Below are 14,801 nucleotides of genomic sequence, written 5' to 3'. Positions count from 1 at the left end.
ATTCCATTTACCGTTATTAATCCGAAACCCATGCGAAATATATTTCTGGTCATTAGAAGAGAATACCTGGTAAGGGTCAAAAAGAAGTCGTTTCTGGTGATGACCGTGCTGGGACCGCTACTTTTTGTAGCTTTCTATGGGACGGTATTCTGGGCTGCTGCAAGCTCGGTAGATACCAAAACCGTACAGGTGCTCGACGAAAGCGGCTTGTTCCGTAACAAATTCAAGGACTCGGAAACCCTGAAATTCGTGTTCACGGACAAGAGTATCGATTCTGCCAAAGCCGCATTCCCGAGCAGCGAGGCCAATGCGCTGGTTTACATTCCCGCCAATGTGATCAAAGCCCCGAAGAGCGTCCGCATTTACGCGGCCAAAAATGTAAGCCTGGATTTGAAATCGGATATTGAAAAGGTAATCGAGAAAGAAATTGAAGATATCAAACTCGCAGAGGCAGGCATTACGCATAAAATTTTGGAAGATTCCCGGGTCAATATCAATTCCGAAACGATAAGCCTGAGCGAAGAAGGCGAGAAAACGAGCAGTTCAGGCGCGGCCACGGTCATCGGGGGAATTTGTGCTTTCCTGATTTATATGTCGGTATTTATTTACGGCACCCAGGTCATGCGGGGGATCACCGAGGAAAAGACGAGCCGGATCGTGGAAGTGATCATTTCGTCCGTCAAACCATTCCACCTGATGCTTGGCAAGATCATCGGTGTGGCATTGGTTGGCTTAACGCAATTCGTACTCTGGATACTGCTTACCACGGCATTGACGAGCGCAACGTCGGCCATAATAGGCAGCCAGTTATCCAAGGAATCGGTTCAGGTGGCAAAAGAGATGAACAAAGCGCAGGTACCTGGCCAGGGAATGCCCGGCGGCAACGTCGATAATCCTGTAACCGAAGTGCTCGGCGCAGTAGCCAGTCTGAATATCCCCCTGATCATCGGCTGCTTCCTGTTCTACTACCTGGGCGGCTATTTGCTCTACAGTGCATTGTTCGGCGCGGTAGGAGCGGCTGTCGACAACGACGCCGACACCCAGCAATTCATGCTTCCCATTACATTACCCATTATTTTCTCCTTCGTTTTTGCCCAATTCGTCCTCCGGGACCCGGATGGCACGCTCGCATTCTGGACGTCGATTATCCCGTTCACCTCGCCGATCATCATGATGGTCCGCATTCCGTTCGGCGTGCCGGCCTGGGAAATCGCGCTATCGATGGTGCTGCTCATATTAGGCTTCATGGGCACCACCTGGATCGCCGCCCGCATCTACCGCGTCGGTATCCTCATGTACGGGAAGAAGGTTAGTTATAAGGAGCTGGTGAAGTGGATATTTTATAAGTGAGCGGTCGGCGGTCTATTGTCGGCTGTCGGGTCGCGGCCCTGCCCTTTAACGTTTTTTAAGATTCCCAAACCGTTGCCGTTGTGGTTATTTTGCTAATTTTGGCCGATCAATGATAGAACTGCTCAAAAAGAGTCGTCATCTTTGCGCATTGTGCATATAACTTTTTCAAATTTACCGTCTTTCAGATGACCCGTTTCAACCGTACCAACAACCTTACGGGTTGGATTGTCTTTGCTATTGCATTCATCACATATGCCCTTACAGTCGAACGTACTGCCAGTTTTTGGGATTGCGGGGAATTCATAGCCTGTGCATTCAAATTGCAGGTCCCTCACCCTCCCGGCGCACCTTTCTTCCTGCTGATCGGCCGTATTTTCTCCCTTTTCGCATTAGGCGATTTGTTGCAAGTGGCTTACTGGATCAACATGGTGTCCGTGTTGAGCAGCGCATTTACGATCCTGTTCCTGTTCTGGACCATTACCTTGCTGGTTCGCAAACTGGTTGCCAAAAACGATGAAGAGCTTACTCAGGCAGATACACTGCTGGTAATGGGTGCCGGTATAGTTGGCGCACTCGCTTATACCTGGTCGGATTCGTTCTGGTTCTCGGCTGTGGAGGCTGAGGTTTACGGGTTGTCATCCTTCTTTACAGCTATCGTGATCTGGGCTGTATTCAAATGGGAGCGTATCCAGGATCCTGCGGCTGAAAACCGCTGGCTCATCCTGATCGCCTATCTCGTGGGACTTTCTATCGGTGTTCACTTGCTGAACCTTGTTACGATTCCTGCACTTGCATTGGTTTATTATTTTAAAAAATACGAGAAAACCAGCGTGTTAGGCGGTATTCTGGCCTTTGTTGGCGGTCTGGTCGTTTTGGGGATCATCAACTCGGGTATCATTCCTGGCTTGCCGAGCATGGCGGGTAAATTTGAGATATTCTTTGTTAATACATTGGGATTGCCTTACAAATCAGGGGTGATCTTCTTTATCATATTGTTTATCGGGGCGCTGATCTGGGGGATTCGTTACTCTCAAAAGAAAGGCAATGTGCTGCTGAATACCAGCTTGCTTTCACTGGCATTTGTATTGATCGGATATGCCAGCTACCTGATGGTACTGGTACGGGCCGAATACAACCCGCCGATTAACGAGAACAACCCTAACGACGTCCTGAGCTTCGTTTCCTACCTGAAACGTGAGCAGTATGGTAGCCGTCCGTTGCTGTACGGACCGTCGTTCGTATCGCGTCCGGTGAGTCAGAAACGCGGCGCGCCGATGTACCGCAAGCAGGATGGCAAGTATGCTATTTACGATTACCGTCCGGAGTACGAATATGAGCCTGGCGCGAATATGTTGCTTCCGCGTATGTACAGCACGCAGCCGGGTCACCCGCAGTTGTATATGCAAATGACCGGGCTGGCTGAAGGCCAGAAACCGACCATGTCGCATAACCTTTCGTTTATGTTCTCGTACCAGATCGGGCACATGTATTGGCGCTATTTCCTGTGGAATTTCGTGGGACGCGAAAGCGACGAGGAAGGTGCAGGCAATATGACTCCGTGGGATGTTTCTACAAAATATCCCGAGCCGATTGCGAAAAACAAAGCACACGACAACTATTTTATGCTGCCATTCCTGCTCGGATTGTTCGGTATTGTCATCTGCTACTTCCGCCAGAAACGCGATTTGCTGGTATTGGGACTCTTGTTTCTCCTGACCGGTGTAGCTCTGGTGGTTTATCTCAACTCCCCGCCCACCGAGCCACGCGAGCGTGACTACATTTATGTGGGTTCATTCTATATTTTCTGTATCTGGATCGGCTACGGCGTCATTGCCATTGCAGATGCGATCAGCAAGTTTGTAAAAAGCGGTACGGCCCGTGCGGGTGTTGCTACGGCCCTCGGCCTGGTTGCCCCGGCGATTATGGGTACCAAAGGTTGGGATAACCATAACCGCGACCACCGTTACCACTCGGTTGATTTTGCTAAAAACCTCCTGAACTCGTGTGCACCGAATGCGATCCTCTTTACTGGAGGTGATAACGATACATTCCCCTTGTGGTATGTGCAGGAAGTGGAGGGATTCCGTACGGACGTGCGTGTATGTAACCTGAGCCTTCTGGGGACAGACTGGTACATCGACCAGATGAAGCGCAAGACTTACCTGTCGGAAGCATTACCGATTTCGCTCGACAAGAACAACTATGCATTCGGAAAGAACGATATCGTGCCTTTCTATGAAATACCAAGCGTGAAAGCAGGTATCAACCTGAAAGAATACCTTGGACTGGTAAAACAGGAAAACAAGGCTATTCAGGTGCCATTGACGAGCGGCGATATGACGTCTATTCTGCCGTCTTCGGTATTGTTCCTGCCGGTGGATGCGGAGGCCGTGAAGAAGATGAATATCATTAAAAGCGACCTCGTTCCATTCGTGAGCGATTCTATCAGCTGGACGATCGGTAAGGGAGATTTGTATAAATCAGACCTGATCATGCTCGATATCATCGCATCCAACGACTGGAAACGTCCTATTTACTTCTCATCGACCCTGGGCGGATCGAGCTACTTGAACCTGAAAGAGTACATGCAGCTCGAAGGCTACGCATACCGCCTGTTGCCAGTCAAGGTACCCGGTGCAAGCGATGGATATGTGAATGCGGATGTGATGTACAATAATCTGATGACGAAGATGTTCTGGCGTGAGCTCGACAATCCGAACACTTATTATGACAATACCTACCTGGGCTCACCGGTAGCAACCGCGCGCATCGCATTCCTTCGCCTCACAGGCCAGCTGATTGCCGATGGCCGCAAGGAAGAAGCGAAGAAAGCCATCGAACGCTCACTGACGACGATGCCGGATAAGAGCATTCCATACGACCAATTCTCGGCCAACTTCATCGGCCCATTGTTCGACCTGGGCGAAAACAAAAGAGCCCTGGAAATCGCCGAAACAATGGCCAAACGCGCCGACGAAGTACTGACCTGGGCCAAGAACAACGCTACCACGCGCCGCCGCGACAGCAACGTTTATCTGTACATTATGCAAGTGATCGTCCAGGAATGCCGCGACGCGAAGCAGGAAGCTGCTGCGAAGAAATACGAAGCGATTTTCCAGAAGCATCTGGCTGCGTTTAATATGTATGGCGGAGGGCAGTAATATTAGTTTATTAAAAAAGAAAGCGGTCCCGGATTTCCGGGGCCGCTTTCTTTTTTAATAAGGGGTGCATTACTTAACCTTCAACTTAACCCAAACCAACCTATGATCCGAGCTCGACTCACGTTTCTCCACCAGCTCGGCCAGGGGCTCGCCCTTCGCAGGCCAGAAAACGCCGCTATCGATAATTTGAAATCCTTTGCGCGACGGTAGTACGTAATCCGCGCGCATACGCCAGAATGCAGTGTGGTTTTTAGCAAATGCATTGCTCGGTGAATGTTCGGAGCCACCTTTGCTGGCCGGGGCAGTGCCGCCATTTACGGCCGGGTTGGCGATGAGCTGGCGAATACCGTCGGCGATGGCGCTGCCTTCGTCAGGTGAGGCATTTTGGTCGCCGAGGATAACGAACGAGGCATTTGCGGTGAGACCACCTTTTTTGCCATTATCATCGTAAATGTAGCTGCTTTTACCTTCGGTGATATAGTCGTTCCAGAAACGGATTTCGTCGTGGTTGCGCTTGCCGTTGCGGTCTTCCTTGCCGTCGAATGAGGGTGGGGTAGGATGGCTGGCCAGAACGTGGATGGTTTTGTTGCCGACTTTTACGGGTATGTCCCAATGCGATTTGGACGAAAGCGGGAATTGAGTCCAGGCTTCCGGGGCGTACCAGGCGGAGCCGTCCTCGGTAGTGGTTTTTAATGCATTAGGCATGTCCTTCCATTTGAAATGCTGGAACGTACGGACAGCCTTGGTATCGATTGGAAAGCGGGAGAGGAGCACCATTCCGTATTGGCCCGGGTAGTTGCCGAACCCCCAGGCATCGGAGCCGTATTGTTCCGTTTTGCCGTTTCTGTCGAGGTCATATGGAGTCGGCTGGCCGGTGTTGACGGTGGAATAATAATAGTAGGGGTAATCGATGCCTTTCACCCCATTCGAATCCTCTTTTAAATAGGCCTTTACAAACTGGACTACTCCTTCCTGCGGGTTTTTGATATAATCGAACTCATTCAGGAGAATCACACCAGGACGCACGGTCTTGATGATTTGCGCGATGTTTTTGATCTGCTGGTTGGAGCCGGAAGCCAGTTCTTTAATCAATACCTTTTCGGAATTGCCGGGAGTGCCGCGTGGGAAGTAGTTTTCGGCCTCCATACTCACATTGTAAGTGGCAAATGTAACAGTAGAAGGGGGCACGGATTCGGTTTGCGCCACGAGCAATCCGGGGCTGGCTAGCCCCTGACAAAGTAATGCGCCGGTAAGCATCAGAGATTTCATTGAGAAAATGTTTTTGGTTGTTTAATGATCGATGATGAGTTGCGGCGGGCCGCTATTGGTGTCAAGCAAAAAGAGCCGCTCCGGTAATGAAGCAGCTCTTTTGTAATATTTATTGAACAGGCATGATCAATGGAAGAAATCTTTCATTTTATCGAAAAAGCCTTTTTCGTTCTTGCCAGGTTTCGGCTGGAAGTTCGGCGAGTGACGGAGCGATTCGAGGGTAGAGCGCTCGTCGGAAGTCAGTTGCTGTGGCGTCCATACATTGATATGTACCAATTGGTCGCCCTTCCCATAGCCATTCAGGTCTTTGATACCCTTGCCTTTGAGGCGCAATATCTTGCCGGCTTGCGTTCCCGACTCGATCGTAATGCGTGCTTTGCCGTCGATGGTGGGTATTTCGACCGACGTTCCAAGCGCGGCATCTATAAAGCTCAAATGCATATCGAATATTACATTATTGCCGTCTCTTTTCAACAATGAGTCCTCTTCTTCTTCGATGACGATCAGTAGGTCGCCCGCCACGCCTCCGCGCGCAGGGACATTTCCTTTGCCGGACATCGAGAGTTGCATGCCTTCCGCCACACCACCCGGGATGTTCAGCGTGATCAGGTCGTCTTGCAGCAGGCGTCCTTCGCCGGCACAGGAGTCGCAGCGTTCGCTGATAATCTTGCCATCACCATTACAAGTAGGGCAAGTGGCAGTCGAAACCATTTGGCCGAGCATGGTACTCACCACTTTACGTACCTGTCCGGTTCCGTTACAGCCGTTACAGTTAGTCAGCGACGTGCCGTTTTTAGCACCATTGCCACCGCAGGTGTTACAGGTAACATGTCTTTTTACCTTTATTTTTTTCTCAACGCCATTGGCAACTTCTTCGAGGTTCAGTTTCAGTTTGATCCGAAGGTCGGAGCCTCTGCGAACGCGACGGCCATTTCCACCCTGGCGACCGAAAATGTCACCAAATGGGCTGCTATCCCCGAAAATATCACCGAATTGCGAGAAAATATCGTCCATCGTGAAGCCGCCGCCGAAACCACCTGCTCCGCCGCCGGAAGCGCCGCCTACACCGGCGTGCCCGAACTGATCGTAGCGCTGGCGTTTGTTCTCGTCGCTCAGGATGCTGTAAGCCTCTGCCGCTTCTTTGAACTTGTCTTCCGCAGTAGGATCATCGGGATTCTTGTCCGGGTGAAACTTGATCGCAAGCTTGCGGTAAGCCTTCTTGATTTCATCCGCGGAAGCGCCGCGGTCCACGCCAAGGACTTCGTAATAATCTCTTTTTTTTGCCATTTTTAATTACTGATGTATCCCGTAAGGAAGGTTGAGTGCATTAAGCGCCTACGATTACTTTGGCGTAGCGAATGACCTTGTCGTTCAGGTAATATCCTTTTTCAATTTCATCGATCACCTTTCCTTTCAGGTCTTCCGACGGTGCCGGGAACTGCGCGATGGACTCATGGATTTCCGCGTCGAAATCGGCGCCTTTGGATTCCATGGCTTTCAGGCCTTTGGATTCCAGGGCTTTGTAAAGTTTGGTGTAAATCAGGTCCACCCCTTCTTTCAGCGCATCTATTTCAGTAGAAGAATCAAAAGAAACTTTGGCGCGTTCGAAATCGTCGACGATCGGCAGAATGAGTTTCACCGTGTCGGCGCTTGCTCCCGAGATCATTTCCAGTTTCTCCTTGGCGGTGCGGCGGCGGAAGTTTTCAAAATCCGCGTAAAGACGCAGATATTTGTCTTTCAACTCGGCGATTTCGGCCTTTGCAGCATCGAGTGGGTCGGCTTTGGGTGCCTCACCGGAGGGTGCCTCCCCTGTAATTTCCTGCCCTGCATTGTCCAGAGGCACATTGTTGGAAATTTCGGAATTTTCTTCGTTTACCAGATTGTCAGTTTCCAATGAAGCTTTATCCTCGTTCATTTCGTAATTTTTGTCTTGATCTATGTTGAATTCTGTATTTTCCGGCATGGTTCTTCGCAGTTACGTGACTTTTGCAACAGCCATTATTCTCCTAAATTACTTTGCCACGGCTAAATTACTGACAAGATGGCATTTTACAATCAATTTGTAACTTTGCAGTATGACGGCAGCAGATATCGTAAGGCAGGAGAGAAGTCGGTTTGTTAAGACGAAGGCGCTTGAATGCGGCTTTGATTTTTGTGGTATCTCAAAAGCGGAATTCCTAGAAAGCGAAGCTCCGCGACTCGATAAGTGGCTTTCGCTCAACCACCACGGGGCTATGGCTTACATGGCCAACCACTTCGACAAGCGCCTCGATCCCACCAAACTGGTAGAAGGCGCGAAAAGTGTAATCTCCGTCCTGCTTAACTATTATCCCGAAGAGCGCCTCCCGGAAGGCGACGACGACCTCAAACTTTCCAAATATGCCTACGGTACCGATTACCATTATATATTAAAGGAAAAGCTCGGTGCATTGCTGACGGCCATTCAGGAAGAAGTAGGAGAGGTAAATGGCCGCATTTTCGTCGATTCGGCGCCAGTAATGGATAAGGTATGGGCTGCAAAAAGCGGTTTGGGATGGATCGGAAAACATTCCAATTTGCTGAACCGCGAAATGGGCAGTTTTTTCTTTATCGGCGAGATCATATGTGACCTGGACCTGGCGCCCGACAGTGCGACCGGAGATTATTGCGGCACTTGCACCAAATGTATCGATGCCTGCCCGACTGATGCTATTACCGGGCCTTTTGTAGTAGATGGCAGTAAATGCATCAGTTATTATACGATCGAATTGAAGGGCGCGATACCCGAAGAAGTAAGAGGTAAATTCAACAACTGGATTTTCGGTTGCGACGTCTGCCAGGACGTTTGTCCCTGGAACCGTTTCGCGCGCCCGCACACGACACCGCAATTCAATTTACCCCAGGAGCTTGCCGGGTTTTCAAATGGCGACTGGCGGGAAATCACAGAAGAAGTATTTCGCGAAATATTCCGAAGATCGCCCGTGAAAAGGGCCAAATATGCCGGTTTAAAGCGTAATATCGAATTTGTTATATCCGATGAATAAAAAGCACAATTATATCTGAAACCTCTTATATTTGGGCTGGGAGTACCTTTCGATGACTGAATAAAATACTCAATACAATGAGAAAACAATCTGTCAATCTTTGGGCCGTGCTAGTATGTGTAGTGATAGGTCAGATAGTACCAGCGTTGTGGTACGGCATTTTTTCAGAACAATGGATGGCTTTGAATGGCTTCACGATGGAGCAGATCAAGTCGGCCACCAGTCCGGTCCCTTACCTTGCCAGCATTGTCTCCACTTCCTTCATGGCCTACACCATGGCCTGGATATTCACCAAAGTCCCTGTCAAGTCACTGGTCATGGGCTTTCTCATCGGGCTTTTGTTCGGCATCGTCTTCGTATTGTTTGAAACGATCGTCAAAGACATGTTTTCGATGAGAGCATTGGCCCTGTCGCTCATCAATGGCGGCGTAAGCGTGATCGTATATTCACTCACGGGTGCGATCCTCGGCGCGTGGCGCAAATACGAGTAGCTTCTCTATTTCCAATCTTACTTTTATACTAGTTGGCGTCCGGTGTCACCGTCGCTGCGTAGTACTTTTTTGTCGTGGTAATTCTCGCCTTTTGTAGATTTTGTTACGCTCTTCCAAGATGGTTCGTGAAAAAGTAAAAACGCCGAATATACATTTGTGTTTCGAGCACGCAACCAAATCCTATGTGTTTTTATAATTGTATTTTGAACAAATAATATTTCACCATGATGTGAAATACATGTTTTAAATACTTTTAAATGCGCTACAAGTGGAATATTAGTTTAGTGCAATTAAAATCGGCCGAATAAATTGCTTATCTGAGTTAATAGATTTAAATTTCTACGAAATCCAAATAAACCCAACGTATCTATGCGCAGAACCTTTCAGTTTGTGCTGTCGACGCCTCAGTCTGCGGTGCTATCTATTAACACATTTCACACCCGGTACCGAAAGGTCATAGGGAGAGTGAGCGAGGACGGTGGTGTCGGGCTTCCCGGGGCCAACGATGCCGGAACATGACCTTGCCGCTGGTCGGCTACACATCCAAAATGCCGGTATCGGAGTAAATAAATCCGCTGGTTTTTAAAATTTTTTAATTATCAATAGTTAATTATCGATATTTTAGGATATTTGCTGTGCTCGGATAATTGCTTAGCAGTTATTCGGTCGATACCAATTTTAACCAATTTTTAATTTACTAATTTGTTAAATTATGAAAGAAAAATTACTTAAAGCCTTAGGGAAAGGAATGATCCCGCTCGGGCTTATTTTGCTTTTAACATCGTTATCCGCCTCTGCTCAGGAAAGGACAGTAACCGGCAAGATAACAGATGAAAAAGACCAGGGCCTGCCTGGTGTCTCAGTGACGGTGAAAGGCACAACAAAAGGAACGACCGCGGATGCGGAGGGTAAATTCTCACTATCAAGTTTGAAGGACAGCGATATTCTCATGTTCAGCTCCATTGGTTATGTAAAGCAAGAACTGACTGTGGGCGGCCGCACCTCGATGGACGTAAAAATGCTACCCGATGCTGCCAATCTTGCAGAGGTTGTCGTAACAGCTTTGGGTATCCAGCGTGACAAGAAGGCGTTGACCTATGCTACGCAGCAAATCGGAGGACAAGAATTGCGGCAAGCGGCGAACACCAACTTCGTCGACGCGCTGAATGGTAAGGCAGCGGGTATCGATATCAAAGTGAGTAGCTCAGGTGCAGGTGGTTCTACCAGGGCTGTACTTAGGGGGAACAAATCGCTGCAGGGGTCGAGTGAGGCACTTTATGTAATCGATGGTATTCCGATGGTTAACAACAAAGGCGGCCAACCGGGTTCTTATGGTGGAACGGACGGTGGAGACGGTCTTTCCTCGATTAACCCTAATGATATCGAAAGTATCAGCATATTGAGGGGGGCTAACGCTTCTATCCTTTATGGTAGCCAGGGAGCCAATGGTGTAATTTTGATTACTACTAAAAAGGGTAAGGAAGGCAAGCTGTCCGTGGATTTCAACTCGAGCGCCGTTTTAGAAAAAGTATCCGGTCTTCCCGATTTTCAGTTTCGCTATGGAACTGTGGGCGGCGATTACAGCTGGACTCCCACCGGAACTGCGGAGGTTAAAGGAAGCAATTATCAGAAAGATTACATCAAAGACTTCTTCCAGACCGGTGCTACCTTTACCAACTCGGTGGCTATCACAGGCGGGAACGCGAAAACGAATGTTTATTTCTCCTATGCAAATGTTTCTTCCAAAGGTATCATGCCAACCAATACCTACCGGAAAAACAACTTCTCGTTCAGACAAAGCACCAAAATGCTGAAAGACAAGATCACCATCAGCTCTGGTGTAATCCTGTCTTCGGAAGTCTCTAAGAACCGTCCGGGTGCGGGCTACTACAACAACCCGTTGACCGGTTTGTACCTGTTCGCCAGGGACCGCGACTTCCAAAGCTACAAAGACAATTACGCGGTGTTTAATAAGGAGCGGAATATGGACAAAATGAACTGGTATTCCACCGAAGAGAAGCAGAACAACCCGTACTGGGAACTTTACAAGGACCCAAAACTGCAGTCCTACAAAAGACTCATCGCCAATGTAAAGCTCGCGTACGATATTGTAGAGAATCTTAGATTTGAGGTGAGGGCTAACATTGACTATAACGATGTGTTGGACGACAAGCGCTACGCGGCAGGTGGAAACTCCGTAAGTGTAAGCCCGAACGGCACTTGGAACTACGCCAAATATACAGATCAGTCCATATATACGGATGGTATTCTTACGTATAACAAGAGCCTGGGTGATTTCAGTTTGAATGCATTGGCGGGTCTTAGTTACCAGAAAAACAAATACTACGATGGAATGACCGTGAACAACGGAACGGTATCGTTGCAGTATCCCAATGTATTCACGTTTTCGAACATGCCTTACAACGTGATTTTCAATAACCACCCGAATTATAGCAATACCATCAAGCAAGGTGCATTTGCCAACTTGTCTCTCGGGTTCAGAGATTACCTTTTCCTGGATCTGGCTGGACGTAACGACTGGGCTTCTACACTGGCCCTTACCGGTAACCAGTCTTACTTCTACCCATCCATCGGTGGATCTGCTGTGATCAGCCAGATGTTTGATTTGCCCCAGGCGATTTCACTGCTGAAAGTACGGGCATCGTTCTCGCAAACGGCTAACGAAGTGCCTTATAACAGGGTTCTTCCATTGAGTACGATCGGCGGCGCCGGTGGCCCAAGCGGTATCGGTGGTATCAACAGACCTACGCAGGTACCTTTTACGAATTTGAAGCCTGAAAAAATCGTAGCCAATGAGTACGGTCTGGAATCGAAGTTCTTCCACAACAAGTTGGGACTTGACTTTACCTATTACAATGGCGTCAGCACCAACCAGTTCCTTTCACTGGCAGCACCTTCGGGCTCGGGCTATACAACCTATTATGTGAATGCGGGAAGGATTGAAAACAGCGGATTTGAGCTTACGCTTAATGCGGAGCCTTTCCGTACGGATCATTTCAGCTGGAATACGACGATTAACGCCTCTCAGAACAAAAACAAAATCGTAGAGCTGATTGCATCAAATCCTAACTATCAGGTGGGCGGCGACGACGAGGGTTTTGCATCGATCATCAAAGCGGGTGGTTCATTCAATGACGTTTTTATTTATCATTTCGCACGCAACGACGCAGGGCAGATCCTCCTGGATAAAAACGGCGTTCCAACCAAGGCGGCTACGCAAACCAAAGTGGGTAACGTAAACCCTAAGCTTTTGCTCGGATGGAGTAACAATTTTAACTATCGTAACTTCTTTGCGAGCGTGCTCGTAAACGGTAAATTCGGTGGGGTTGCATTCTCCAAAACGCAAGCATTCCTGGATTCCTATGGTGTGAGTGAAGAAACAGCGAAAGCAAGGGATGCGGGGTCAGTTTCTATCAATGCGGTTACACCCGAGGGAACAGCCGTTACTTCTATTGCCCCTTACACTTATTACTCTGCTGTGGGCGACAGAAACAAGATCATGGAACCTTATGTGTATTCAAGAACAAATGTGAGGTTAGGCCAGCTGGTTCTGGGCTACAACTTTAAGAGCAAAGGCACCGTGTTTAAAGATGCTTCTATTTCTTTCGTAGGAAGGAACTTGTTCTTCTTCTACAAAAAAGCGCCTTTCGATCCTGAGCAAGCTATGAGTACCAACAACAGTTTGCAATCGACCGACGTGTTTGGTTTGCCATCTACAAGATCTTACGGGTTGAACCTGAAGGTTTCTTTCTAAAAACTCTAAAGTTATTGACATGAAAAAAATAGTAATAGCATTGGTAACCCTGATCGCATTCGCGGCTTGTACTGATAATTTTATTGAGACAAACCAGAATCCGTATCAGATTTCAGACGAGCTTCTCAAGCAGGACTTTAACCTCGTAGGCTCCCCTTTTTCGAATATGATCTTCAACCTCAACGGTCACCAGATCGAAGAGGACCTTTGTTCCGATAACTGGATGGGGTACATGGGTACGCCGACGGACTTTGTGGGTAACGTAAATAACACTACTTACTATATCCGTTGGAATACCTATTGGAACCGTGTGTATGGCAGTGTTATGTCACCCTCGAAACAGGTGATCCAGCTGGCCAAAGACAACAATCTGCCCATGTTTGCGACCTGGGCCAAGTTGATCCGTATTTTCGCTGTATCCAAATTGACAGGTGTACACGGGCCGGTTATTTATTCGCAGTATGGTACCACGGCCAACTCCATCGCGTATGACAAGGAGTCGGACCTTTATCCGCTTTTCTTCAAACAGCTTGATTCTATCCAGACAGATTTTAACGCTAATAAGGAGTATACTGGGTACAAAAAATTCGATCCGTCACAGTATGGTGGTAGCATTCCTCGGTGGCAGAAACTGGTGAACTCGTTGCGTCTGAGATTGGCTATGCGTATTTCAAAAGTGGATCCCGCCATGGCCAAAACCCAGGGTGAAAAAGCATTAGCCGACCCTGCCGGTTTGATTACCACCAATGCTGATAACTTTATCAATTCATTGAATGGTAATAAGATACCTGTTGCCCAGATTTGCTATGAATGGGATGATACCCGTATGGGCGCCGTGATGGAATCGTTTCTGGTGGGCTTGAAAGACGGCCGGATTTCCAAGTATTTTGCCCCCATGACCAACGCGGCTTTGTATGCGGATCACCCTTCTGTTCCTTACAAAGGTGTTCGAAATGGTGCTTATATTAAAGCAAAAGCGGACCACGTTCCTTTCTCGAAAGTGAGTGAAGATTTCCAGACTGTCCAAACCAGAAGGAACTTCACCGCAGCAGAAGTAGCGTTCCTGAAAGCCGAAGCCGGATTGAGAGGCTGGACAGGTGCCGGTGATCCTAAAACTAACTATGAGGAAGGTATCAAGCTGTCGTTTGCCGATTGGGGAGCGGGTGGCGTAGATGCCTACCTCGCCGATGCTACCAGCAAGCCGATCAGCTATGTGGATCCGATCGACGCCCGCAACAACTTTACTGCTGCTTCCACCATCACCGTGGCCTGGAACAATGCGGATTCGAACGAGTTGAAACTGGAAAAGATCATTACCCAGAAATACCTGAATACCTTCACCAATACGCAGGAGGCATGGGTGGATTTCAGACGTACAGGTTATCCCAAAATTCCGCCTGTGGCTAAAAACGATAGCAATGGCGATTGGGGGGTAATTACGGCGAACGAATGGATCAAAAGAATGCCGTTTGTTAATGCAGAAAGAACTGGTAATACGGCTGCTGTTGCGGATGCAGTGTCAAAAATGGGTACGGGTGCGAAAGATGATATCGCTACTCGTCTGTGGTGGGATACCGGGAAAGCTGCAAACTTTTAATATTTAAACTGCAATGTCTTTTAAAATTGGGATGGCAATCTGCCATCCCAATTTTTTATTGTAGGGCATAATCTTAACTTCAACTTTTGGTTGGAGTTTTTTATTTTAGCAGTAATTCTTCCTCTCTAAATCGGT

10 protein-coding genes are annotated in these 14,801 nt (G+C 48.3%); 7 read left to right on the top strand and 3 right to left on the bottom strand.

What is annotated here, in order from left to right; all coding sequences use genetic code 11:
* Window positions 1–30: 30 nt before the first annotated feature.
* Together IEY24_RS15940 and IEY24_RS15935 are read left to right on the top strand one after the other, a co-directional pair.
* The gene (locus IEY24_RS15940) at window positions 31–1,350 is read left to right on the top strand and encodes an ABC transporter permease (protein ID WP_188933806.1); all 1,320 of its coding nucleotides are present in this window, start codon (window positions 31–33) and stop codon (window positions 1,348–1,350) included.
* Window positions 1,351–1,535: 185 nt separating this feature from the next.
* Window positions 1,536–4,511, top strand: a complete 2,976-nt coding sequence (locus IEY24_RS15935) for a glycosyltransferase family 117 protein (RefSeq protein WP_188933804.1) — start codon at window positions 1,536–1,538, stop codon at window positions 4,509–4,511.
* A gap of 69 nt (window positions 4,512–4,580) precedes the next feature.
* Here IEY24_RS15935 and IEY24_RS15930 read toward each other — a convergent pair whose 3' ends face one another.
* The 3 genes from IEY24_RS15930 to IEY24_RS15920 form a co-directional block, all read right to left on the bottom strand.
* The gene (locus IEY24_RS15930; RefSeq protein ID WP_188933801.1) at window positions 4,581–5,780 is read right to left on the bottom strand and encodes an endonuclease/exonuclease/phosphatase family protein; all 1,200 of its coding nucleotides are present in this window, start codon (window positions 5,778–5,780) and stop codon (window positions 4,581–4,583) included.
* Between the two features lie 126 nt (window positions 5,781–5,906).
* A complete protein-coding gene (dnaJ, locus tag IEY24_RS15925; RefSeq protein WP_188933799.1) occupies window positions 5,907–7,067 on the bottom strand; it encodes a molecular chaperone DnaJ in 1,161 nt (386 codons plus the stop codon).
* A 40-nt stretch (window positions 7,068–7,107) separates the two neighbouring features.
* Complete coding sequence (locus IEY24_RS15920) at window positions 7,108–7,695, bottom strand: nucleotide exchange factor GrpE (RefSeq protein WP_426293155.1); 588 nt, start codon at window positions 7,693–7,695, stop codon at window positions 7,108–7,110.
* A 160-nt stretch (window positions 7,696–7,855) separates the two neighbouring features.
* On the opposite strand from IEY24_RS15920, the gene queG reads away from it, so the two are divergent.
* From queG to IEY24_RS15895, 5 genes are all read left to right on the top strand, one after another.
* Window positions 7,856–8,803, top strand: a complete 948-nt coding sequence (gene queG / locus IEY24_RS15915; RefSeq protein WP_188933795.1) for a tRNA epoxyqueuosine(34) reductase QueG — start codon at window positions 7,856–7,858, stop codon at window positions 8,801–8,803.
* 77 nt (window positions 8,804–8,880) lie between these two features.
* Window positions 8,881–9,294 carry a DUF1761 domain-containing protein gene (locus IEY24_RS15910; RefSeq protein ID WP_188933793.1) on the top strand — a complete coding sequence of 138 codons (414 nt, stop codon included), beginning with the start codon at window positions 8,881–8,883 and terminating at the stop codon, window positions 9,292–9,294.
* Window positions 9,295–9,663: 369 nt separating this feature from the next.
* Window positions 9,664–9,813, top strand: coding sequence for a hypothetical protein (locus IEY24_RS15905; protein WP_188933791.1), 150 nt, complete (start codon window positions 9,664–9,666; stop codon window positions 9,811–9,813).
* 193 nt (window positions 9,814–10,006) lie between these two features.
* Window positions 10,007–13,069, top strand: a complete 3,063-nt coding sequence (locus tag IEY24_RS15900; protein WP_229222409.1) for a SusC/RagA family TonB-linked outer membrane protein — start codon at window positions 10,007–10,009, stop codon at window positions 13,067–13,069.
* A gap of 19 nt (window positions 13,070–13,088) precedes the next feature.
* On the top strand, window positions 13,089–14,666 hold the full coding sequence (locus IEY24_RS15895; RefSeq protein WP_188933789.1) for a SusD/RagB family nutrient-binding outer membrane lipoprotein: 1,578 nt from the start codon (window positions 13,089–13,091) through the stop codon (window positions 14,664–14,666).
* Window positions 14,667–14,801 lie beyond the last annotated feature (135 nt).

It is taken from the genome of Dyadobacter endophyticus, from assembly GCF_014641595.1.
GTDB classification, from domain to species: domain Bacteria; phylum Bacteroidota; class Bacteroidia; order Cytophagales; family Spirosomataceae; genus Dyadobacter; species Dyadobacter endophyticus.
This window is presented reverse-complemented; position numbering and strand designations above follow the sequence as displayed.